Raw genomic sequence first — 22,083 nt, forward strand, 5'->3', positions numbered from 1 at the left:
GGGTGGCACTCTGGACGTATGCCGGAACTCCCCGAGGTGGAAGCACTCAAGGACTTCCTGACCGAACACCTGGTCGGGCACGAGATCGTGCGCGTGCTGCCCGTCGCGATCAGTGTCCTGAAGACGTACGACCCGCCGCCGACCGCCGTCGAGGGCCGCGAGGTCACCGCCGTGCGCCGGTACGGCAAGTTCCTCGACCTCGTCACCGACGGCGGCCCGCATCTCGTCACCCATCTGGCCCGCGCGGGCTGGCTGCAGTGGAAGGACAGGCTGCCCGACGGCCCGCCCCGCCCCGGCAAGGGCCCCCTGGCCCTGCGCGTCGCCCTGGAGACCGGCGAGGGCTTCGACCTCACGGAGGCCGGCACCCAGAAACGCCTCGCGGTGTACGTCGTCCAGGATCCCCAGCAGGTCCCGGGCCTCGCCCGCCTCGGCCCCGACCCGCTCGCCGACGACTTCGACGAGCAGACCTTCGCCGGGCTGCTGAAGGACGAGAGACGCCGGCTCAAGGGCGCCCTGCGCGACCAGAGCCTGATCGCCGGGGTGGGCAACGCCTACAGCGACGAGATCCTGCACGCGGCGAAGATGTCGCCGTTCAAACTCGCCTCGAGCCTCACACCCGAGGAGACCACCCGCCTGTACGAGGCCCTGCGCACCACTCTGACCGAGGCGGTGGAGCGCTCGCGCGGCGTCGCGGCCGGCCGGCTGAAGGCCGAGAAGAAGAGCGGCCTGCGGGTGCACGGCCGCACCAGCGAACCCTGCCCGGTGTGCGGCGACACCATCCGCGAGGTCTCCTTCAGCGACTCCTCCCTCCAGTACTGCCCCACCTGCCAGACCGGGGGGAAACCGCTCGCGGACCGCAGGATGTCACGGCTGCTGAAGTAGCGGAACATCACGGCCGAAGCAGCGGACGTCATGCCCCCACCCGCACCAGCCCGCTCTCATAGGCGAACACCACGGCCTGCACCCGGTCGCGCAGCTCCAACTTGCCCAGCACACGGCCCAGATGGGTCTTGACCGTGGTCTCGCCCAGGTGGAGCCGCGCGGCTATCTCCCCGTTGCTCAGCCCCCGCGCCACCAGCGCCAGGACGTCCCGCTCGCGCTCGGTCAGCCGCTCCAGGCGGCCCTTCTGCTCGGGCGGGGCCGCGGGCAGCACGAAGCGTTCCACGAGCCGGCGCACCACCGACGGCGCCATCATCACCTCGCCCCGCAGCACCGCCCGGACGGTCACCAGGATCTCCTCGCCAACCGCGTCCTTGACCAGGAAGCCGCTCGCGCCCGCCCGCAGGGCACCGTAGGCGTACTCGTCGACGTCGAAGGTCGTCACGACGAGGATCTTCGGGGCGGCGGGTTGCGCGAGGATGCGCCGGGTCGCCGCCAGCCCGTCGACGCCCGGCATCCGTACGTCCATCAGGACCAGGTCCGGCTCCAGCTCGGCGCTGCGGGCCACCGCCGTGTCCCCGTCCGCGGCCTCGCCGACGACGCTCAGGTCGGGCTGGCTGTCGATCACCATCCGCAGCCCCATGCGGATCAGCTCCTGGTCGTCGCAGAGCAGGACGCGGTACGGGGGACGGGCGCCGCTCACGGGGACACCGGCCACAGGGTCGCGTCCACGCGGTAGCCGCCGTCGTCCGTCCGACCGGCGTCGACCGTGCCGCCGTACAGCGCGGCCCGTTCCCGCATGCCGGCCAGTCCACGGCCGGCCGACGGCAGGGCGGGCACCCGGGTGGGGGTGCTGCCCGCGGAGTTGTCGACGCGGATACGGACACGGCGGCCCGGGCCCGGGGTGCCGACGTCGACCCGGACGCGGGCCGTGGCGTCCGGCGAGGCGTGCTTGGCGACGTTGGTCAGCGACTCCTGCACGATCCGGTACGCCTGCGCGGTGAGCCCGGGCGGCAGCTCCCGCGGATCCCCGCACAGGTCGAGATCGGCGTCACCCGGAAAGCGGTCGACCAAGGTCCGCAGATCGCCGAGGTCCGCACGCGGGGCGGGAGATATCTGTCGGTATGAGGATGTATGCGATGCGATATCCGATTCAGTCCTGTCCTCTTCCTCCGGCTCCCGCAGCATGCCCAGCAGCCGGCGCAGTTCGGTGAGGGCGTCCCGGCCGGTCGCGCTGATGGTGCGCAGCGTGCGGTCCACCGCCTCGGGATCGGCGCGCCGGGCCAGTCTGCCGCCCTCGGCGTTGAGCACCATCACGCTGACGCTGTGTGCCAGCACGTCGTGGATCTCGCGGGCCATCCGGGCCCGTTCCTCGGCCACCACGCGGCGCGCGGACTCGGCGAGGAACGCCCGGCGCTGCCGTACGTACGCACCCCACATCCACGCCCCCGCCGGCCACAGCGACACCGTCACCGGTGTCACCCACGGGTTGGGGCCGGCCTCGGCCGGGCCGGTGGAGGCGAGCCACTGCGGCGTCCACAGCAGCACGCACGCGGCGACGCACACCGCCGTCGCCACCGCGGCGCGGCGCAGTCCCCGCACCGCCAGCACGTACAGAACGGCGGCCACGGCGAGCACCCCGGGTCCCGGCTCCCGCCCCCAGACCGCAGCCAGGTACTGCGTCCAGAAAGCGGCGGTGACGGCAACGGCCACCGCGACGGGCGCGCGGCGGCGCCACCACAGCGGCAGCACCAGCGCCGCGCTCACCACGATCTGCACCCACACCGGGCGCCAGCCGTCCTGCTCCCGGACCAGCGGAGGCAGCCCCACCAGCGCCATCACCAGCGCGTCCGTCAGCCGGGGATGGCGCCGCAGCCGGCGCGACAGGCCGTCGATCAGTCGAAACACCGGCCCACGTTAGGCCGGGCCGGGCTCCGCGCGCGTCGTCCCGCAGGCTGCATCCGGGTCGTACCGCAGGACTAGGCGGGCGGTCCCGGCGTACGACGCGGGGCCACATCGCGGCTGCCGAGCATGGCCGCCGTGTCGATCACCACTCAGTTCCTCAGGCGCCCTCTCATGACCGGTGCGGTAGCCGCCAGCTCACGGCGGCTGGCCGCGGCCATGACCCGTGACATCGGTCTGGAGAAGGCCCGGCTCGTCGTCGAACTCGGCCCCGGTACGGGCGTGTTCACCGAGGCCGTGCTGCGCCGGATAACGCCTGCGGCCCGGCTGGTCGCCATAGAGCTCAACGCTGACCTCGCGGACCGTCTCGCGGCCACGCACCGCGACGGGCGGCTCAGCGTCGTGCACGGCGCGGCGGCCGACCTGGCGGAGTTCGCGGACGGCCCCGTGGACGCGGTGGTGTCGGGGCTGCCGTGGACCGTCATGCCGGCGCGGACGCGGGAGCACACCCTGGACGCAGTGGCGAAATCGCTCGCCCAGGGCGGCCGTTTCACCACGTTCGCGTACACCCACGCGGCCTGGACCCCGCCCGGCCGCGCCCTCGCCGCCGCCCTGCGCGACCGCTTCCCGACCGTCGAGCGCACCTCCACCGTCTGGCCGAACGTTCCCCCCGCCTTCGTCTACCGGGCGCGCGGTTTGTAGAGTCACCGTGTGAACGGCGCCGCCATCGACGAGGACCTGGTCCGCTCGCTCCTTCGCGAACAGCACCCGGACCTCGCGCGGCTCGGTCTGCGCCGGGTACCGGCCGGCTGGGACAACCAACTGTGGCGGCTGGGGGAGGAGTTGGCGGTACGGCTGCCGCGCACGGAGCGGGCACCGTCGCTGTTGCGCAAGGAGCACCGGTGGCTGCCCCTGCTGGCCGGCCGGCTGCCGTTGCCGGTACCGACGCCGGTGCGGCTCGGCGAACCCTCGCCGCGCTTCCCGCGCTCCTGGACCGTCGCGCGCTGGGTCCCCGGAGAGCCCGCCGACCGCGCCCCGCTCAGCCGCGCCCGCCCGGCCGCGAATGCGCTGGCGGGATTTTTGCGGGCCCTGCATCTGCCGGCCCCCGCGGACGCGCCGCGCAGCGCGGACCGCGGTGTTCCGCTACGGGACCTGAGGGACCAGTTCGAGCGGATGCTGGAACCGGTGGCCGCCCGCGTCCCCGTCGCCGCCGTACGCGACGTGTGGGAGGCGGCGGTCTCCGCGCCGGCTCATACCGGCCCGGCCCGCTGGCTGCACGCCGACCTCCATCCCGCGAACGTGGTCGTCGGCGACGGCACGCTCACCGGTGTGATCGACTTCGGCGACCTCTGCGCGGGGGATCCGGCGACGGACCTCGCGGCTGCCTGGGTCCTGCTGCCGACCGGCGCCTCGGCCGCGTTCTTCGAGGCCTACGGGGGCTCGGACGAGGCGACGATCCGACGCGCCCGCGGCTGGGCGGTCCTGCGGGCCCTCGCCCTCATCGGCATCGGGCAGGCCTGGCAACGGGGGCTGCCGGGAGGGCAGCGGACCTGGGGGCCGGCGGGCCGGGCGGCCCTCGGACGGGCGCTGGTGCGCGAGAGCTAGCCGTCAGTGCGGCTGCAGCGTCACCAGGTGTTCGCCCTGGGCCGTGCGCACGTCGTACCGGGCGATTTCACCCATGTGCATCGAGGACGTGCCCCGCATGGTGATCGGGCGGGCGTCGTGGCTGGGGACGGTCCAGCTGGTGAGGATCTGCTCGGAGCCGTCCCGGCCGACGGCGATCAGCCGACAGGAGCGCGGGCCCGCGCCGTCCTTGATCTCGAGCTTGACGTCGCTGCCCGAGTAGTCGTCGGCCGTCGTCACCCGGGCCCACACCCCCGACTTCGCGTCGGTCGCGGTGACCCGCATCACTCCGTCGTCGCCGCCCTTGGCCATCATCGCGATGCCGGGCCCGGCCGCGGCGACGGCCACCGAGGCGGCCAGGCCGTACAGGAACCGCCGCCGCGTCGCCTTGTGGCGGGCCGCCACCGCGCCCATCAGCCGGTCGAGCAACTGGGGGCCGGGCCGGGTCATCGGGCTCACGAACCGCGGTGTCGCCCGGCGATACAGCATCATCTGCCGGGCGACAGGCCCGAATTCGGTCACGTGTGCGGCGCAGCGCGCGCACTCCATGAGGTGGTCCTCGAAGCGGAAGGCGTCCGCCTCGTCCAGCACGCCGAGCGCGTACGCGGCGACGTCGCGGTGCGTTTCCTGGGACCTCATGCCGAATCCTCGTGCCGTTGGGTGCGGGTGGGGTGACTCCTTGCTCCCAGGTACGCACCAGACCGCCGATTCACTCAAGGCACACGGAGAATCGCAACCAAGGGATTCGTAGCGGCCTGGCCCCCGGATTGGTCCGGATCGGAACGAATCTAAAAAAGATGGATGGCGAGATGGCCGAGCGGCAGACCGAGCTGCCAGGCCTTCGTCCACACCTTCGGTCCCTCGTCCTCACCGACCACCCCGGCACCGCCGGGCACCGCGTTCAGGTCCGGCGCGAGCAACTCGGTCTCCTCCAGCCAGCGCCAGGCCGCCTCGGCCAGATCCAGGTCGGGCGCCGGGGCGCCGGACTCGACCGCTTCGGCGTACAGGTCGGCCATGCGTTCGCCCACCCAGTCCTGCCACGGCTGGTCGTACGCGGTCAGCGACAGCCAGGTCTCCAGCTGGGAGACCACCCGGATGCCGGAGAGTTCGCCGTCCGTGTCCGAGAGGAAGATGGTCAGCGCCAGCGCGTCACGCCCGGCCCGGAACTCCATGGACGTCGGCGGCATCAGATCGCCCGTCCTGAGCAGCTCGTCGGCGATGTACTCGGCGTACAACCAGGCCATCGGGACGACCAGTTCACCGTCTCCGGCGCCGTCCGTGCTCTCTTGACCTCTGTGCAGCATCCCTTCCTGCCTTCCTCCGGTGCGTGCGCGTCGCCCGGCTCCGGGCCCGGATCCGGACCCCGAGCCCCCCAGTCCGGAACACGGATGAGGACAGCCGATTACTCAACCGGGGTCCTCAGCAAGGCGCTTTACGGAGGTTTGACTGAGCCGTTGGTTTCACCGCAGGTCGGCCGCGTATCCGGGAAGCACCCGGCGCAGGGCGCGCAGCGCGTAGTACGCGCGGGACTTCACGGTACCGGGCGGAATCCCGAGGGCCTCGGCGGCCTCCGCCACACTCGCACCCTGGAAGTACACGAGCACCAGGACTTCACGGTGCTCCGGAGTGAGTGTCTTCACAGCCTCGCGTACGTCGAGGGTCGCGGCGGCCCGCTCGGCGTGGTCGCCGATGACGCGCGCGTTCTCCAGGACCGCGTCCCCGACCTCGGCCGGACGCGCCTGCCGCGCCCGCCGCGCGTCGATGGCGAGCCGCCGTCCGACGGTCAGCAGCCAGGGCCGTACGGACTCGAAGTCGTCGGCGCGCAGGGCCTCGGGGTGCTGCCAGGCGCGGACCAGGGTCTCCTGCACCAGGTCCTCGGCGCGCTGCCGGTCGCCGTCACACAGCCGGAGGAGGAAGGCGAAGAGCGGCCGGCCGTGCTCCCGCTGCACTGCGGCGAGCTCGTGCTCGGCGGTCGTCCCGTTCGTGAGGGTGGTTCCGGCCGTCATGGCCGTATGGCATCGCAGGGTGCCGATGTCGGACAGGGTCCGCACGGGGATCTGCGGCGGACGGTCGATCGCGTCGGCGAACGGTTCGACGAACGGTCCCCGGCGAGCGCCGGACGGGTTAATCGGCGTGCCGGAACCGGCTGCAGGGTTGGTCACCTTCGTACCGTTTGTCGGTAAATATGACCACTCTGGGGTGAACTGATGATTGCACGCAGACGACAGGTTGCCCTGGCCCTCACGGCCGTCCTCGCCGGGGGCGCCGCCTGCCAGGCCCAGCACCACCGAGCGGCGGTCCACGCCGGACACCCTGCCCCGCCGGCCGCCCGCAGCTTCACGCTCGTCGCCTCCGGCGACATCCTGCCGCACGGCTCGATCATCGACCGCGCCCGCTTCGACGGCGGTGGCCGCGCGTACGACTTCCATCCGATGCTCGCCGGGGACGGGGACATGGTCTCCCGCGCCGATGTGGCGCTGTGTCACCTGGACACCGTCTTCGGCGCGAACGGCGACTACGCCGGCCACCCCACCTTCAAGGCCCCGCCCGAGCTGGCCCAGGCCCTTGCCGCCACCGGCTACGACGGCTGCTCCACCGCCTCCGACCACACCCTCGACGACGGCGCCCAGGGCGTCCACCGCACCCTCGACGTCCTCGAGGCGGCGGGGGTACGGCACGCGGGCTCGGCCCGGACCGAGGCCGAGGCGCGCAAGGTCACGCTGTTGCGCGCGGGCCCGGCGAAGGTGGCGCACCTCGCCTATACCTACGACACCCACGGCTTCCCCCTGCCGCCGGGCGAGCCGTGGGCCGTCGGCCTCCTCGACGAGAACCAGGTCGTCGCCGACGCCCGGGCCGCCCGGCGGGCCGGCGCCGACGTGGTCGTCGTCTCCCTGCACTGGGGCACCGAGTGGCAGGACACGCCCGACGCGCAGCAACTCGCCCTGGCCAGGCGGCTCACCGCCGCCCGCACGGGCGACCGGCCCGATATCGACCTCGTCCTCGGCACCCACGCCCATGTCCCGCAGGCGTACGAGAAGGTCAACGGCACCTGGGTCGTCTACGGCCTGGGCGACCAGATCGCGGGCGAGATGTACGACAACGACGGCCAACAGGACCCGCGCGGCAACCAGTCCACCGTCGGCCGCTTCACCTTCGTCCCGCCGACCCGGCCGGGCGGCCGCTGGCAGGTGACCCGGGCCGAGTTCGTCCCGCAGATGTTCGACATCGACGCCGGCCGGGTGGTCGACCTCAACCGGGCCCTGGAACAGGGCGCCGACGTGATGGCGGTGCGCGACCGCATCCGCGACGTCGTGCTGAGCCGGGGCGCGGCCAAGGACGGGCTGGTGATGGGGAAGTGACGGACGCGGCGGAGCCGCGGGCGGTCATCGCGCCGTCATGACCGGACGTCGGCCTGCGCCGTGAACGTCTCCGGGTCGGTCTCCACGGGCAGCACGCCGGCGTAGACGGGGCTTCTGTGCACGGAGCCTGTGCCGGCCGCCATGACGTGCGGTGACGCGGTATCAGTGTCCGTCATCGCGGGACATGAAGGAGCCCCGGCTGGACGGGGGAGGCCAGCCGGGGCCGTGGGTGGTGGATTGCGGAGGGCGGTCGCCTCTCGGCGGGGTGCTCCATGGGGCTTCAGCCGGACGATCGTCCCCATGGGCTGTAGGTGAGGCCCGGGGACACTGTCCCCTCCGCAGCCACGTAGACATGAACGGCCGCGCGGCTCGGGTTGTTCCGCCGTTGACGCCCGCAGTCGTGTGACCTGGCGCACACGGTCCGTGGGGTCACTCGACGTCCACGTGGTCGAAGGTCTTCAGCATCTCCTTCAGCACCCGCACACAGGCCCGGAGTTCCGCCTCGGTGAGATCGCCGCCGACCTGCCGGTTCAGGGCGTGCTCGCGTTCGAGGATGGTGTCGATCATCGTCTCGCCCGCCTGGGTGATCCGGATCAGCGAGGACCGCTGGTGGGCGGGGTTGGGGGTGACCTCGACCCATCCCTCGGCCACCGCGTCGTTGACCATGCGCTGCACGAACTGCCGGGTCAGCGCCATGATCCGGCCCATCTGGGGCACCGTCATGGACCCGTAGCGGCGCAGCAGGACGAGCACGGAACGTACGCCGACCGAGACGCCCTCGACCTGTTCGCCCTGCTCGACCTTGCGCAGGCCGCGGCGGTAGAGCGCGCCGATCAGGTCGAACACCTCGGAGACGCGGTCGCCGAGTTCGTCGGGGGAGAGGGGTGCGTCGTCGTCGTTCACCCGGACATCATGCACCGGAGCCATCATGACAACCAGGTTGTCAAAGTCTCGCAGACATGACACCTTGGTTGTCATGACGGTTGCTTCCGAACTGAGCTATTTCGCGTCCGCCGACGGCGATCTCTCCTACCTCGACACCGGATCCGGAGACCTCGTGGTCCTCCTGCACTCCGGCTACGTCGACCACCGCCTCTTCGACGACCAGATCCCCGCCCTCGCCGAGGCGGGGTACCGGGTCATCGCGCCGGACACCCGCGGGCACGGCTGGTCCGCCAACGCGAGCGAGCCCTTCCGCTGGGCCGACGACCTCGCCGGACTGCTCCAGCACCTCGACGCCGGCCCCGCCGCCCTGGTCGGGGTGTCGATGGGCGGCGCCATCGCGGGCGACACCGCGATCGAGTACCCGGAGCTGGTGCGGGGCGTGGTCCTCAGCGGTGCCTCCGTCAGCGACTTCCAGTACACCTACGAACCGACGCGGAAGGTTGTCGCCGCCTCCGCCGAAGCCCTGGACGCGGGTGACATCGAGGGCTGGCTGAAGGTGTTCCTCGGGTCCGTCGCCGGCCCGTTCCGCACGACCGACGAGATCGACCCGCGCCTTCTGAACCACCTGCGCGAGATGGCCCTGCACACCATCGCGAAGCACACCCCCGGCGAGGCGAACTGGCACGTTCCCATGGCCGACACCTGGCCCCGGGTCCCGACGATCGACATCCCGGTGCTCACCGTCAACGGCGCGCTCGACTCGCCCGACCTGATCGCCGAGGCGGAACGGTTCGCCCGTACGGCCCTGAGCGGGCGCTCCGTGCTGGTCGAGGGCGTCTCGCACTTCCCGAACCTGGAGCGGCCCGAGGAGTTCAACGGTCTGCTCCTCGACTTCCTCGACGGCCTCTGACGCCGACCGCTTGTGGCACGTGCCGCGTCGGGTGCGTCTTCGCGAACCACTTGGGCGGCAGCCCGTCGCGGCTCATGCTGAACCACACCCGGGTCACGCCCAGCATGAACGTGAACATCACCGTGAGGATGCCGATGAGCGCGCCCACTGCGATCACGTCGGCCAGTCCGGCACCGCGATCCGTACCGTTGGCCACGGTTCCGGCCGGAGTGCTGCGTTAACTGGGGGACATCCCCCAGACTCGCGGCGCCCGGGCCGATGATGCCCCCTACGCCGATCGCGGTGAGCTGCCACAGCCCCAGGGACCGGTCGAGCCGGATTCCCTCGCCGCTCTGCGTCTCCTCGATGTACTCGATGGGTTTGCGGCGGAGAATTCCCTCGCCTGCCCGGAGCCCGGCCATGACCCTCACCACTTCACGTTCGGCAACGGCTGACGGCGGATCATGAGGCCCCGTCCCGCCCGCCACGGAAGACATCGCGCAGCTAGGTGGCCCGGCCATGTGAACTGAACCGCTGTTCAGCAAGGCGGGGTCGGCAGTAGTTTGGCGCGCAACCACTCGCATCGCTCTCGGAGTTCCTCGCATGAGCAGCGACACACCGGCCCCGGCACCCCTCCAGACCTTCCCGTCACCCCACCCCGTCACCGGCACCGACGCCGACCGGGACCTCGGCCGGGCCCTCGTCAGGGCCTGGCAGACGGACGGCATCTTCCAGATCCGGGCGACCACCGCCCAACAGGCGGCCACGGAGCAGGCGTTGGCGGCCTCCCGCGCCTTCTGCGCCCGGCCCCTGCGGGAGAAGTCCACGTATGTCTCCGACCTCACCTACAGCGGCTATGTCGCCTCCGGCGAGGAGGAGACCGCGGGGGAGAAGGACGGCTCGGAGATCTTCACCGTCTGCCCCGACATCCCCGCCGACGACCCCCGCGTCATCGAACGCTGGCCCTGCCACGGCCCCACGCCCTGGCCGTCAGCCGCCTACGCCCACGCCATGAAGCGGTACATGGCCCTCGTCGGCGAACTCGGCCATCGTCTGCTGCGCCTCACCGCGCTGGGCCTGGGCCTCGCCGACCCGGACCACTTCACCCGCCTCACCGCCGACGGCTGGCACCACATGCGGGTGCTGCGCTTCCCGCCCGCCACCGCCGCCTCCGCGCGCGGGATCGGCTCCCACACCGACTACGGCCTGCTGGTCATCGCCGCCCAGGACGACGTCGGCGGCCTCTACGTCCGCCCGCCCGTCCCCGGCGAGGAACGCGGCCGCAACTGGCTGCCCGGCGAGTCCATGGCCGGCCGCTACGAACACGACGAACCGTGGACCTACGTCACCCCGGTCCCGGCCGTGTTCACCGTCTTCCCCGGCGACATCATGCAGTTCATGACCGACGGCGCCCTGCTGTCCACCCCGCACAAGGTGCGTCTGGCCGACCGCGATCGCTACACCCTCGCCTACTTCCACGAGCCGGCCTTCAACGCGGTCGCCCGCCCCCTGGAGCCGGCCGCCCCCGCCGACCACATCCACTACGGCACCCACTTCACCTCCATGTTCCGCCGCTGCTACCCCGACCGCATCACCACGACCCGCATGGACGCCGACTCGGCCCTGAAGACCCTCACCCGCCTCCACGAGCAAGCCCTGCACCCGGCCTGACCCCTCACGGCCCGCCGCCACGGCCGACGACAGGCGCCGCACCCGCAGCGCGGGATCGTCCGGATACCGCACGAATCGCCCGTCCCACCGCGCCTCGTCGTCGGCCCCCCAGACGGCGAACGAGCTTCCGCCGCCTCCGCACCACGTCGAACGGCACCAACTCGTCCCGCCTCACGTGATGACCTGCCGCACCAGCACAGTCCACCTCGAGTGTCACCCCCCGGATCGCCCCGCTCGCCGGTCAAACCAACGACTCCGTGGCCCGGTCGGCACCTAGAACGCCGCGTCCTCCCACACCAACCACACGGGCCGCACGTGGGCCCGCCCAGGTTCACAGCGCCGTCTATGCTCTCCCCGCATGACCGGACAGCTCGCCTACTGGAACGGCCCCGGTGCCGCCAAGACGTTCACCCACCCGGTGCACTCCGCTTGGCCGGCGCGGGCCGGCAGGCAGGCGCGGATCCTTGACTACGGCTGTGGATACGGGCGGGTCATGGCCGAGCTGACGGAGCAGGGGTTCTCCGACGTGCGCGGCGCGGATCCGTCTGCCGCCCTGATCGCGCGGGGCCGCCGTATGCGACCGGACCTGCGCTTCGAGGTCCTGCAGTCCCCACCGGCTCTGCCGTACGCAGCGGCGAGTTTCGACGTCGTCCTGTTGTTCGCGGTGCTGACCTGTGTCCCCGACGAGGAGGACCAGCGGGCGCTCGTGGCCGAACTGGGCCGGGTCCTGGTACCGGGCGGGCTGCTCTATGTCAGCGATCTGCTGCTTCAGGACGACGACCGCAACCGGGACCGCTATGCCGCGCACGCCCGGCGGTCCGGTGCTCCTTACGGGGTCTTCGTCACCGACGACGGCGCCGTGTGCCGGCACCACGGCATCGCGGATCTGCACGCCCTGCTGGCGGACATGGGCCTGGTGGACGAGCGCCGTATCGACGTCGGCACGATGAACGGCCACCGGTCGCGGGGCGTGCAGTTGCTCTGCCGTAAGCGCTGAGCCCTACGGCACCACCGTCACCGGCCAGCGCCCCGCCTTCACCAGGCGTACCGCCACCGAGCCGACGATCCGGTGGCCCGCCTGTTCCGAGGCGCCCACCACCACCGCGTCCGCCTTGAGTTCATCGGCCGCCTTGACCAGACCGCTGTAGGGGTCGCCGCGGAAGGTGTGGAACTCCCAGCGCACGTCGAATATCCCCTTGAGTCGCTCGGTCGCGTCCCGGATCTGCGTCTTGAGGTCCTCGGCGATCTCGTCCGTCGTCTCGGCCACCGGCGCCCCCATCGCCGCGCCCGCCGCCATCACCGGCTGGACGTAGACGACGGCGAGAAGCGCGTGCTGGCGCCGGGCCAGGCCGGCGGCGTATGCCGCGGCGCGCAGGGAGGAGTCGGAGCCGTCCACTCCGACCACGATGACCTTCGGCCCGTCCGTGCCCCGCTCGAACTGGTGAGAGTGCTGTTCCGTCACGGCTGCGAGGCTATCGGAATCCGCAGGTCCCACCGTCCCGGGGGCCCCTTCGACGGGCGCCCCGGCCGGGCTCTTCCTACAGTCGGAACCATGAGTGCCACAGCGCAGGCATCCCCGCCCCAGGACGGCGCGGGCCGGATGCGCCGGCCCGGCACCGGACGGCTGGGCCGGGTACCCGAGGGTTTCGCGACCTTCTTCGGCGCCCTCGGCCTGCTCTGCGCCCTGCTGGCCGTGATCCCGCCGCTGCGCGCCCTGCTCCGCCCGGTCGTCCGCTTCCTCGACCTGCTGATCGTCCCCATCAGCGCCAACCTCGCCTATGCCGTCTTCCTCTTCCTCCTGGCCGGCGCCACCGCCGCCCGCAAGAAGATCGCCTGGTGGCTGGTCGTCGTCTATCTCGGCCTGGTGGTCCTGACCGACGCCCTGGGCGTGTCCCTCGGCCTGTACGCCGCCTCCGTCCCGTCACTCGTCGTCTGCGGCCTGCTGCTCGTCCTGCTGATCGCCGCGCGGGGGGAGTTCTACGCCGCCTCCCGCCGCGCCGCCGTCCGCCGCGCCGTCGGCGTCCTGCTCGTCGGCCTGGCCCTCGGCATCCTCGCCGGCTGGGGCCTGGTCGAGCTGTTCCCCGGCACCCTGCCCGACGGCCAGCACCTGGCCTGGGCCGCCAACCGTGTGTGCGGCGGCCTCGTCTCGGCCCAGTCCTTCGACGGCCGCCCGCCCCGGGCCCTGTTCTTCCTGCTCGGCCTCTTCGGCGCCCTCGCCCTGCTCAACGCCGCCGCCACCCTCTTCCGCTCCCAGCGCATGGAGTCCGCCCTGCACGGCGACGAGGAGCCCCGCATCCGCGCCCTCCTCAAGGCCTACGGCGAGCAGGACTCCCTCGGCTACTTCGCCACCCGCCGCGACAAGGCTGTCGTCTTCTCACCCAGCGGCAAGGCCGCCGTCACCTACCGTGTCGAGGCCGGCGTCTGCCTGGCCAGCGGCGATCCCGTCGGCGACCGGGAGGCCTGGCCGCACGCCATCGCCGCCTGGCTGGACGTGGCCCGCCTGCACGCCTGGGTGCCCGCCGCCATGGGCGCCTCCGAGGACGGCGCCAGGGCCTACGCCCGCGCCGGACTCGGCGCCCTCCAACTCGGCGACGAGGCCATCCTCAACGTCGCCGACTTCGACCTGGACGGCCGCGACATGCGGGTCACCCGGCAGGCCGTGCACCGCGTCCGCCGCACCGGCGCCACCACCCGGGTCCGCCGCCACGCCACCCTCAGCGACGAGGAGATGGAGGAGGTCGTCGACAAGGCCGACGCCTGGCGCGACACCGAGACCGAACGCGGCTTTTCCATGGCCCTCGACCGGCTCGGCGACCCCGCCGACGGAGACTGCCTCCTGGTGGAGGCCATCGGCGCGGACGGCCGACTGCTCGCCCTGCTCTCCTTCGTGCCCTGGGGCCGCGACGGCGTCTCCCTCGACCTGATGCGCCGTGACCGCAGCGCCCCGAACGGCGTCATGGAGTTCATGGTCGCCGAGCTGTGCGCCGCCGCCCCCAAGTTGGGGGTGCGCAGGATCTCCCTCAACTTCGCCGTCTTCCGCTCGGCCTTCGAGGAGGGCGCCCGCATCGGCGCCGGCCCGGTCCTGCGGCTGTGGCGGCGCCTGCTGCTGTTCTTCTCCAAGTGGTGGCAACTGGAGGCGCTCTACCGCTCCAACGCCAAGTACCAGCCCGAGTGGTATCCCCGCTTCATCTGTTACGGCGACACGGGCGCCCTCGCCCGCATCGCCCTGGCCTCCGGGATCGCCGAAGGTTTCGTTTCCGTACCGTCCCTGCGCAAACTCTGGGGAAAGGGGCACTCGAAGGGCGCGTCCAGGCCCGCCACCACGGAGGGCCTGCCGTCGCTGTCGGCGCTCGGCCTCGCCGGAGGGGACGAGGCCGGGCCCGACGACCCCCTGGCAGGCCTGCCCGAACAGGTCCGCGTCCGCCACCACAAGCTCGAGAGGCTGTCCGCCGACGGCACCGACGCCTACCCGGTCGGCGTCCCGCCGCGCACCCACACCCTCGCCGAGGTCCGGCCCGGCGACGACGTCACCGTCGCCGGCCGGATCATGCTCGTCCGGGACTTCGGCGGCATCGTCTTCGCCGTGCTCCGCGACTGGTCCGGCGATCACCAACTCGCCCTCACCCGCGAGCGGTCCGGCCCCGCTCTCGACCGCTTCACCGCCGACACCGACATCGGCGACCACATCAGCGCCACCGGGCACGCGGGCACCAGCGACAAGGGCGAACCGACCGTCTTCGTCACCGACTGGCAGCTGATCGGCAAGTGCCTGCGCCCGCTGCCCGACAAACGCCGGGGGCTGGCCGACCCCGAGGCCAAGGTCCGGATGCGCTATCTCGACCTGGTCTCCAGCACCGAGGCCCGCGAGGTGATCCGGGCCCGCTCCACCGCCGTACAGGCTCTGCGGCAGGGGCTGTTGGGCCGCGGCTACCTCGAGGTCGAGACCCCGATGCTCCAGCAGATCCACGGCGGCGCCAACGCCCGCCCGTTCACCACCCACATCAACGCCTACGACCTCGACCTCTATCTGCGCATCGCCCCCGAGCTGTACCTGAAGCGGCTGTGCGTCGGCGGTCTGGAGAAGGTCTTCGAGATGGGCCGCACCTTCCGCAACGAGGGCGTCTCCTACAAGCACAACCCCGAGTTCACGATGCTCGAGGCCTACCAGGCGTTCGCCGACTACGACGTGATGCTCGACCTCGCCCGCGAACTCATCCAGGGCGCGGCCACCGCCGCCTTCGGCTCACCGGTCGCCCGCAAGGACGGCGAGGAGTACGACATCTCGGGCGCGTGGCCGGTCAAGACCGTCTACGGGGCGATCTCCGAGGCACTGGGGGAGGAGATCGACGCGGACACGGAACTGGAGCGGCTGCGCGGGCTGTGCGACCGGGCGGGCGTGCCGTACACCGCGGACGACGGTCGTGGTGACGTGGTCCTGGAGATGTACGAACGCCTGGTGGAGGAGAAGACCCAACTCCCCACCTTTTACAAGGACTTCCCGACGGACGTCTCCCCGCTCACCCGCCAGCACCGCACCGACCCGCGCCTTGCCGAACGCTGGGACCTGGTCGCCTTCGGTACCGAACTGGGCACGGCCTACTCCGAGTTGACCGACCCGGTGGAGCAGCGCCGCCGCCTGACCGCCCAGTCCCTGCTGGCCGCCGGAGGCGACCCCGAGGCGATGGAACTGGACGAGGACTTCCTCGACGCCCTCGAATACGCGATGCCTCCCACCGGGGGTCTGGGCATAGGCGTGGACCGTCTGATCATGTTCCTGACGGGTCTGACGATCCGGGAAACCCTGCCCTTCCCCCTGGTCCGCCGCCGCTGACCCCTCGCACATTGCGGGGACCGTCCGGGCCGGCGCTTGGGCCGGGTGGGTGGTTTCCAGGGGCCGGACCGGTGTTGCTGGGGGGCGTCGGTGCGGTGCCGGGCGAGTGATGACACATGAAGAAGGATCAGTTGCTCACGCGGCGCCGGGCGTTGCTCGCCGGGGCCGCCGCTCTGGGCGCGGCCGGCACCGCCGGCGCGGTCGCGCTGGGCGGGGGAGAAGCCCCGGCCCGCAGGGCCGCCGCATCCGCCGCCGGCCCGCAGGCACGCGCCGTGCTCAAGCCCTCCGCCTACCGTCTGCAGCCCCTGACCGGCTACGGGCCCCCACAGGCCGCGCACGCCCCGCTCCCGGTCCGGCACGAGCCGTTCCTGCGCATGTCCGGCCGCGGTCGCACCATGCTGCTGACCTTCGACGACGGACCCGACCCCCGCTACACCCCGCACATCCTCGACACCCTCGCCGAGTACGAGGTCCATGCGACGTTCTTCGTGTGCGGTGAGCAGGCCGACTGGAACCGCGACCTGTTGGCCCGGATGGCCGACGAGGGGCACGTCGTCGGCAACCACACCTGGTCCCACCCCCTGCTGACCACGCTCACCCGCGCCCAGATCCGCAGCGAGTTGAAGCGCACCAGTGACGTCATCGAGGACGCCTACGGCGAGAAGCCCCAGTGGTTCCGCGCCCCCTACGGCGCCTGGAACCGGGCCGCCTTCCAACTGGGCGCCGATCTGGGCATGGAACCGCTCGCCTGGACGGTCGACACCCTCGACTGGACCACGCCCGGCACCCGCAGCATCGTCCACCGGGTCGAGGACGGCGCCGCCCCCGGCGTGGTCGTGCTCTCGCACGACGCCGGGGGCGACCGTTCCCAGAGCGTCCGGGCGCTCAAGGAGTATGTGCCCGAGCTTCTCGATTCCGGTTACCACCTCACCGTGCCCAGACGACCCGACGCATGAACCGCATTCGCCCGTCCGCCCGTAAATACTCAGTGGACCTCGACCAGACGGGCGAAGACGACGACATTCCCGTCGTATCCATGCTGTTTGGAGAAACCGCCGCCGCACGTGATGACCCGGAGTTCCGGGGCGCCCTTGGAGCCGTATACACGGTCTCCGGGGAAGTTGGCCTTCGCGAAGACCTCGATGCCGTAGATCTCGAAAACGGCCGTCTTTCCGTCCTTCCGCGCGACCTCGACGCGACTTCCCTTCTTCAGGGCCCCCAGGCCGTAGAACACGGCGGGGCCCTGTTTGTTGTCGACATGGCCGACGACGACCGCGGTCCCCTTCTCACCGGGCGAGACCGCGCCGGTGAACCAGCCCGCCAGGTTCGGGTCCTCCGGCGGCGGCGCCGCCACCCAGCCGTCGGGGTCCAGACCCACCGGCATGACCGGCGCGTCTACCCGGATCGCCGGGATCCGCACCCGGTCGGGCTGGGCGTAGGGCAACGCCTGGACGCTGCGGAAGGTGCCGGGGACACGGCTGTCCGCCGCGGCGGCCGAGGCGGGCTGCGGCGGACCCACGTCGAACTCCCCCGATCCGTTCCGGATGAGGGCGAGGCCGGTCAGCAGAACAAGCGCTATCACGCCCCAAGGAGCACGCTTCTTCGGGCGCAGCTCCTCCTCTTCCTCGGCCAGTTCGAACGCAGACATTCGACTTTCCCCTCTCGACGCGGCCGTCGCCCCGTCATTCGCGCATACGAGAACGCTAAGTGGCGCGCGTGAAACCGGCGACGGCTGAGGCGCGAACGGGTGCCCCGCGTGTCTTTGGTGCGCCATCCGAGTTGCCGTCCCCAGGAATTTTCTGACGGCGTGTGACCTGCGCCGATATCCGATTGTGCGGTAATCGGTCGGCGTGTCCTCTCACCAGGACGGACCAGCGCCGAAATGCGCGCGCGTGCACGACATCTGAGGGTCTTTCTGGGAGACGCTTTCTCGCCGATCGACCGGGGACGGGTCCCGGGGCGTCTTCCGCGGAGGATCACATGCGTACCACTCGTGCCCTGGCGGCGTCCGCCGCCGCGGTCGCCGTCCTCGGGATCGCCGCCCCCGCGTCCGTCGCGCGGGACGGCATGCCCAGCCCGAGCAACATCGTGGCCCTGCCCAGCGTCATCGCCCGGGGCGGACAGCTGACCATCACCGTCAACAACTGCAGCACCCCTGCCACCGCGAGTTCGGACGCCTTCCGGCCGATCCAGCTGACCTCGCGCAACGGCACTCTGGCGACGGGCACCGCGACCGTCAACCGTGACGCACGCCAGGGATCGCACAGCATCAGCGTCGTCTGCGCCAACGGCACCGTGATCAACCCCGCGGCCTTCTCCGTCATCGGCGGTGTCCAGGGCGGTCTCGGCGGCAGCAGCTCCAGCGGGGCCACACCGACCGACGTGGCGATCGGTGGCGGGCTGGTGGCCGCGGCCGTCGTCGGCGGCGGGGTGTTCTGGATGCGCCGCAGGGCGGAGCGGCGGATCTGACCCTGTACCCCTTGGGAGGACCGATTCGGAGGACCGATCGCACGTGAAACGCCTTGGTCCCGGATTCCGTCGAGGATCCGGGACCAACGCGTTGAGTCAGGTGCTGCGGCGCTGCGAGAAGTAGTAGGCCGCCCCGATGGAGCCCAGGATGAGCGCGGCCCCCATGCCGATCTCCTTCAGGTCGAACCCGGCGATGGTGCCGCCCTCACCGGCCTGCACGGCGCGGTGGGGATCGACGGGGTTCACCGGTACGGGTGTGGGGCCGACCGGTCGGCCGCCCGCGATGGTCAGCCCCGTGGAGCCGCTCGCCCCGTCACAGGTGAACGTCACCGGGTAGACCGCCCCCGGCTTGGCGTCCCAGTCGACGGTCGCCACGGCCACGGAGCTGCCCCGGGGAATGGTGACCGTGTCGAACACCGCCGAGCTCACCGTGGCCGGTCCTCTGCAGCCGCCGTCGCGGTGGAGTTGCAGCGCGACCTCGCCGCCCGGGGCGACGGTCGAGGGCAGGACGCTGAAACCGAACGGTGTGATCGGTGCGATGGTGCCGGCGAGGGCGGCCGGTGCGGTGAGGGCGAGGGCGCTGACGGCCAGCAGTGCGGCCGAAGCGACGCGTATCGCGCGCATGGTGGATCCTCCGGTCCCCGAGGAGCAGCTGCGGACCTTTTCCGCTTGCGCCATGAGATTGCGCCATAAATGCACCTCGATGACCGAAACGCTAGGAACAGGTGTGCGCCTGCGCGATCGCAGTCGGGCGAATGGGGCACAGGTGTGGGCCACCCAGGGGACACGCGCGGCGTGGCGGGTGTCGTCCGGGTGGCCCGTCAGGTGAGGGCCCGTCAGCCCTTGAGGTGGGGGAAGAGATTCAGGAAGGGTTCCGCCGAGGCGGTGATGCCCCGGCTGTAGGGCGCGTCGAAGTCCCAGATCAGGAAGAGCAGGAAAGCGATCAGGGCGGAGAACAGCCCGGCCAGGATCAGTTCGCGTCTGGTTCGCCGGATCTGCAGGGCGAAGATCATCCCGATGGTGATGACGGCCCCGGCCAGCAGCCCGAACCAGACCACGCCCGGCATGGTGGCGCCCAGCGAGTCCGCGCGGGCGGTACGCGCCTGATCGGCCGCGGTCACCTGGTCCAGCAGCGGCTGGTAGGCCTGCCCCTCGAAGTCGTTCTTCGGCTGGTAGTCGGTGACGTCCTCGCGGATGCGCCGGAAGAGTTCGTCGCCGCGCGCGGTGACCTTGCCGTGGTCCGCCATCGCCTTCCAGTCGACCGTGACGACGTGTCCTGCATAGGCGTTGACATCGGCGCGAATGTGGTCACGGACGTCGGGCGGATAGACCCGTACCCGCTCCGAGATCTCGTGCAACGCCATCGCCTCCGCCTGCACATGGTCCTGGGCGGCGCTGCGGCCCTCCCAGACCCCGGCGATGGCGAGGCCCAGGACGATGGCGTACACCACGCCGATCCACATCGTCATGTACTCGATGACGTCCGGGGTCTCGCTGGGGTCCTCGTCGTCAGGTGCCGCCTTGTGCCGTACGAGGGTGATGACGACCACCACGACGCAGGCGGCCAGCATCGCGAGGGTGAGAACAAGCCAGTCCGGCAAGAGGTGCCTCCAGATTCAGCGGGGGCGCAGCGCGGCGACGGCGATCGCGGCCGGTGCGGTGATGAGCAGGACGAAGGTGAGCGGCGACGGGCCGTCGTGCGTGGGCCGGTGCGGAGCCGGCGGGCGGTAGTGCGGATAGCTCACCGGGGTCACGGACGGGCGTGGCGTGGGCCTGGGCGGCGGCGTCGGCTTCGGCGGCGGAGGTGGAGTCGGTGCCGGCGGAGGCGGGGGAGGCGGGGTCGGGCGCGGTGCCACGTGCCGGGGCGGCGGTGGTGGTGGCACGGGCTTCGGGGTGGGCTTGGGTGCCGGGGGCGGGGTCGGTCTGGGGGTGGGCCGGGGCTTCGGGGGCGGGGTGGGCGTCGGAGTCGGGCTCGGGCACGACGGCGTCGGGGGCGGCGGGGACGGCGGAGGAGGTTCCGGACAGGCCGGAGGTGTCGGCCAGGACGGGCTTCCGGCGACGGCCACCGCCTGGATGCCGTCCGGGCCGGTCGAGGCGTACGCGCAGGCGTCGGCGGCGGCCGGCGCGGCAGGCGCCCCCACCAGCAGCCAGGTCAGCGCCACCAGCGCCAATGCCCGTGCGGCGAAGGCGGTTTGCGTCGGTTCGGGTCCATGCACGACCGAGATCATGAGCCCTGTCGGGCGCTCCCACGCCGGAGAGCGGGGGGATTGGCCCGATCGGGGGATCACGGGCGTACTCGGGTTTGACCGGCGCCACTTCGAGGGTTCTTCGACTCGCACGCGCGTGCGAGTCGGGGTGGCGGTGGCACAGGTTCCGAAAAGAAATTTGTGGGGCGGTTGAACACAACCGCTGGTCCCATGCGTACCCATGCTCGTGCGGCGGCGCAGACGGGCGCTGCAACACCCTTGCGATTATGGGGAGTTGTTGACGATGAAGACCTCCTGGCGGAGCGCCTCCATGGTGGTGGGTGCCGCGGCCATCCTGGCTCTGACGACCGCGTGCGGCCAGGGGAGCGGAACCTCTTCGGTGGGCAGCCAGAACGTGGGCGCCACCGCGCCGGCCGGCGGCGGCTACGGCAGTGTCGGCACCAGCACCGGTGCCGGCGCCGGTGTCAGCGCGAGCCCGAGCAACGGTTACGGCGCCGACGGCCAGCAGGGCGCGGCGAGCCAGAACTCGCCCGCCGGTCAGCTTGCCGTGACCCAGAACGCCGAGCTGGGCAAGGTGCTGACCGACAGCGCCGGTCTGACCCTCTACCGCTTCGACGAGGACACGGCCGAGCCGCCCAAGTCCAACTGCGAGGGCGACTGCGCCAAGGCCTGGCCGCCCGTCTCCGCGGACGACGCCTCGGCCGGCGCCGGTGTCGACAAGTCCCTGCTCGGTGAGGTCACGCGGCCCGACGGCACCAAGCAGCTGACCATCGCGGGCTGGCCGGCGTACCGCTACGCCAAGGACACCAAGGCCGGCGACATCGCGGGCCAGGGCGTGGGCGGCAAGTGGTTCGCGCTGGCCCCCACCGGCAAGAAGGCCACCCTGGCGAGCCTGCCCGGGCTGTCCGTGCGCAAGGACCCCAAGCTCGGGGACATCGTCGTCGACAAGAACGGCATGACGGTCTACCGGTTCATCAAGGACCAGGCCTGGCCGAAGGTCATCTCCAACTGCACCGGTTCCTGCCTGGAGAAGTGGCCGGCCGTCGCGCCGGTCGACCCTGGCGACACCAAGGGCATCGAGAAGAAGGGCCTGATGGGCTTCACCCGGCCCGACGGCGTCAAGCAGATGACCGTCGACTGCTGGCCGGCGTACACCTTCTCCGGCGACACCAAGCCGGGGGACATCAACGGTCAGGGCGTCGGCGGCACCTGGTACGTCATGGCCCCCTCCGGAAAGCCGATCGGCGCGCCGAAGAAGTAGGCGTCACCTCCCCAGGGTTGATCGCACCGAGGCGCGTTCGATCGCAGGTCCGCCCCCTCCGCACCGCACGGAGGGGGCGGACCGCTTTTCACGTGCGGCCCGTGTGC

At 71.7% G+C, this 22,083-nt stretch carries 24 protein-coding genes and 1 pseudogene; 11 read left to right on the top strand and 14 right to left on the bottom strand.

Annotated elements, in window-relative coordinates:
• The first annotated feature begins 18 nt into the window (after window positions 1–18).
• The gene (locus ABZZ74_RS16015) at window positions 19–882 is read left to right on the top strand and encodes a DNA-formamidopyrimidine glycosylase family protein (protein WP_356765167.1); all 864 of its coding nucleotides are present in this window, start codon (window positions 19–21) and stop codon (window positions 880–882) included.
• A 28-nt stretch (window positions 883–910) separates the two neighbouring features.
• Here ABZZ74_RS16015 and ABZZ74_RS16020 read toward each other — a convergent pair whose 3' ends face one another.
• Together ABZZ74_RS16020 and ABZZ74_RS16025 are read right to left on the bottom strand one after the other, a co-directional pair.
• Window positions 911–1,582 (bottom strand): response regulator transcription factor, encoded by a 672-nt coding sequence (locus ABZZ74_RS16020; RefSeq protein WP_356765169.1) that lies wholly within the window; start codon window positions 1,580–1,582, stop codon window positions 911–913.
• Window positions 1,579–2,787, bottom strand: coding sequence for a histidine kinase (locus ABZZ74_RS16025; RefSeq protein WP_356765171.1), 1,209 nt, complete (start codon window positions 2,785–2,787; stop codon window positions 1,579–1,581). Before ABZZ74_RS16025 ends, ABZZ74_RS16020 begins: the two co-directional genes overlap by 4 nt.
• A gap of 168 nt (window positions 2,788–2,955) precedes the next feature.
• On the opposite strand from ABZZ74_RS16025, the gene ABZZ74_RS16030 reads away from it, so the two are divergent.
• Together ABZZ74_RS16030 and ABZZ74_RS16035 are read left to right on the top strand one after the other, a co-directional pair.
• On the top strand, window positions 2,956–3,483 hold the full coding sequence (locus ABZZ74_RS16030) for a methyltransferase domain-containing protein (protein ID WP_356765173.1): 528 nt from the start codon (window positions 2,956–2,958) through the stop codon (window positions 3,481–3,483).
• 9 nt (window positions 3,484–3,492) lie between these two features.
• Window positions 3,493–4,386 (top strand): phosphotransferase, encoded by an 894-nt coding sequence (locus tag ABZZ74_RS16035; RefSeq protein WP_356765175.1) that lies wholly within the window; start codon window positions 3,493–3,495, stop codon window positions 4,384–4,386.
• A 3-nt stretch (window positions 4,387–4,389) separates the two neighbouring features.
• Here ABZZ74_RS16035 and ABZZ74_RS16040 read toward each other — a convergent pair whose 3' ends face one another.
• The 3 genes from ABZZ74_RS16040 to ABZZ74_RS16050 all read right to left on the bottom strand — a co-directional run bounded on the left by ABZZ74_RS16040 (window position 4,390) and on the right by ABZZ74_RS16050 (window position 6,410).
• Window positions 4,390–5,043 (bottom strand): zf-HC2 domain-containing protein, encoded by a 654-nt coding sequence (locus ABZZ74_RS16040; protein ID WP_356765177.1) that lies wholly within the window; start codon window positions 5,041–5,043, stop codon window positions 4,390–4,392.
• Window positions 5,044–5,192: 149 nt separating this feature from the next.
• Window positions 5,193–5,708, bottom strand: coding sequence for a hypothetical protein (locus tag ABZZ74_RS16045; protein WP_133046575.1), 516 nt, complete (start codon window positions 5,706–5,708; stop codon window positions 5,193–5,195).
• 156 nt (window positions 5,709–5,864) lie between these two features.
• Entirely contained in the window at window positions 5,865–6,410 is a 546-nt protein-coding gene (locus tag ABZZ74_RS16050) for a sigma-70 family RNA polymerase sigma factor (protein ID WP_356765285.1), read from the bottom strand.
• A gap of 201 nt (window positions 6,411–6,611) precedes the next feature.
• On the opposite strand from ABZZ74_RS16050, the gene ABZZ74_RS16055 reads away from it, so the two are divergent.
• Complete coding sequence (locus tag ABZZ74_RS16055) at window positions 6,612–7,763, top strand: CapA family protein (RefSeq protein ID WP_356765179.1); 1,152 nt, start codon at window positions 6,612–6,614, stop codon at window positions 7,761–7,763.
• Window positions 7,764–7,798: 35 nt separating this feature from the next.
• On the opposite strand, the gene ABZZ74_RS16060 is transcribed toward ABZZ74_RS16055, so the two are convergent.
• Window positions 7,799–7,939, bottom strand: a complete 141-nt coding sequence (locus ABZZ74_RS16060; protein ID WP_356765181.1) for a hypothetical protein — start codon at window positions 7,937–7,939, stop codon at window positions 7,799–7,801.
• 253 nt (window positions 7,940–8,192) lie between these two features.
• Window positions 8,193–8,666, bottom strand: coding sequence for a MarR family winged helix-turn-helix transcriptional regulator (locus tag ABZZ74_RS16065; protein ID WP_356765183.1), 474 nt, complete (start codon window positions 8,664–8,666; stop codon window positions 8,193–8,195).
• 73 nt (window positions 8,667–8,739) lie between these two features.
• On the opposite strand from ABZZ74_RS16065, the gene ABZZ74_RS16070 reads away from it, so the two are divergent.
• Window positions 8,740–9,558, top strand: a complete 819-nt coding sequence (locus tag ABZZ74_RS16070) for an alpha/beta hydrolase (protein WP_356765185.1) — start codon at window positions 8,740–8,742, stop codon at window positions 9,556–9,558.
• Here ABZZ74_RS16070 and ABZZ74_RS16075 read toward each other — a convergent pair.
• The gene (locus ABZZ74_RS16075; protein WP_356765187.1) at window positions 9,521–9,754 is read right to left on the bottom strand and encodes an amino acid permease; all 234 of its coding nucleotides are present in this window, start codon (window positions 9,752–9,754) and stop codon (window positions 9,521–9,523) included. The genes ABZZ74_RS16070 and ABZZ74_RS16075 overlap by 38 nt on opposite strands.
• Before the next feature lie 40 nt (window positions 9,755–9,794).
• Window positions 9,795–9,959: pseudogene (locus tag ABZZ74_RS16080) on the bottom strand (amino acid permease); the annotation flags it as partial.
• 181 nt (window positions 9,960–10,140) lie between these two features.
• On the opposite strand from ABZZ74_RS16080, the gene ABZZ74_RS16085 reads away from it, so the two are divergent.
• Window positions 10,141–11,208, top strand: coding sequence for a 2-oxoglutarate and iron-dependent oxygenase domain-containing protein (locus ABZZ74_RS16085; RefSeq protein WP_356765189.1), 1,068 nt, complete (start codon window positions 10,141–10,143; stop codon window positions 11,206–11,208).
• 358 nt (window positions 11,209–11,566) lie between these two features.
• On the top strand, window positions 11,567–12,205 hold the full coding sequence (locus tag ABZZ74_RS16090; protein ID WP_356765191.1) for a class I SAM-dependent methyltransferase: 639 nt from the start codon (window positions 11,567–11,569) through the stop codon (window positions 12,203–12,205).
• A gap of 3 nt (window positions 12,206–12,208) precedes the next feature.
• On the opposite strand, the gene ABZZ74_RS16095 is transcribed toward ABZZ74_RS16090, so the two are convergent.
• Entirely contained in the window at window positions 12,209–12,670 is a 462-nt protein-coding gene (locus tag ABZZ74_RS16095) for a universal stress protein (protein WP_356765193.1), read from the bottom strand.
• A gap of 138 nt (window positions 12,671–12,808) precedes the next feature.
• Between ABZZ74_RS16095 and lysX the strand changes: the two genes are divergently transcribed.
• On the top strand, window positions 12,809–16,039 hold the full coding sequence (gene lysX, locus ABZZ74_RS16100) for a bifunctional lysylphosphatidylglycerol synthetase/lysine--tRNA ligase LysX (protein WP_356765287.1): 3,231 nt from the start codon (window positions 12,809–12,811) through the stop codon (window positions 16,037–16,039).
• A gap of 116 nt (window positions 16,040–16,155) precedes the next feature.
• On the top strand, window positions 16,156–16,995 hold the full coding sequence (locus tag ABZZ74_RS16105; protein ID WP_356765195.1) for a polysaccharide deacetylase family protein: 840 nt from the start codon (window positions 16,156–16,158) through the stop codon (window positions 16,993–16,995).
• A 29-nt stretch (window positions 16,996–17,024) separates the two neighbouring features.
• Here ABZZ74_RS16105 and ABZZ74_RS16110 read toward each other — a convergent pair whose 3' ends face one another.
• Window positions 17,025–17,687 (bottom strand): class F sortase, encoded by a 663-nt coding sequence (locus ABZZ74_RS16110; protein WP_356765197.1) that lies wholly within the window; start codon window positions 17,685–17,687, stop codon window positions 17,025–17,027.
• A 332-nt stretch (window positions 17,688–18,019) separates the two neighbouring features.
• Here ABZZ74_RS16110 and ABZZ74_RS16115 point away from each other — a divergent pair, with 332 nt between their 5' ends.
• Window positions 18,020–18,508, top strand: coding sequence for a hypothetical protein (locus ABZZ74_RS16115; protein ID WP_208776881.1), 489 nt, complete (start codon window positions 18,020–18,022; stop codon window positions 18,506–18,508).
• Window positions 18,509–18,604: 96 nt separating this feature from the next.
• Here the strand turns inward: ABZZ74_RS16115 and ABZZ74_RS16120 are convergent, their stop codons facing one another.
• The 3 genes from ABZZ74_RS16120 to ABZZ74_RS16130 form a co-directional block, all read right to left on the bottom strand.
• Window positions 18,605–19,132 carry a hypothetical protein gene (locus ABZZ74_RS16120; RefSeq protein WP_356765199.1) on the bottom strand — a complete coding sequence of 176 codons (528 nt, stop codon included), beginning with the start codon at window positions 19,130–19,132 and terminating at the stop codon, window positions 18,605–18,607.
• A 212-nt stretch (window positions 19,133–19,344) separates the two neighbouring features.
• Complete coding sequence (locus ABZZ74_RS16125) at window positions 19,345–20,109, bottom strand: DUF4239 domain-containing protein (RefSeq protein ID WP_356765201.1); 765 nt, start codon at window positions 20,107–20,109, stop codon at window positions 19,345–19,347.
• A 15-nt stretch (window positions 20,110–20,124) separates the two neighbouring features.
• Window positions 20,125–20,253, bottom strand: a complete 129-nt coding sequence (locus ABZZ74_RS16130) for a hypothetical protein (RefSeq protein WP_356765203.1) — start codon at window positions 20,251–20,253, stop codon at window positions 20,125–20,127.
• Window positions 20,254–20,998: 745 nt separating this feature from the next.
• On the opposite strand from ABZZ74_RS16130, the gene ABZZ74_RS16135 reads away from it, so the two are divergent.
• Window positions 20,999–21,976, top strand: a complete 978-nt coding sequence (locus tag ABZZ74_RS16135) for an SCO0930 family lipoprotein (RefSeq protein ID WP_356765205.1) — start codon at window positions 20,999–21,001, stop codon at window positions 21,974–21,976.
• Window positions 21,977–22,083 lie beyond the last annotated feature (107 nt).

Source organism: Streptomyces sp. NPDC006476 (genome assembly GCF_040612015.1).
GTDB classification, from domain to species: Bacteria; Actinomycetota; Actinomycetes; order Streptomycetales; family Streptomycetaceae; genus Streptomyces; species Streptomyces griseorubiginosus_B.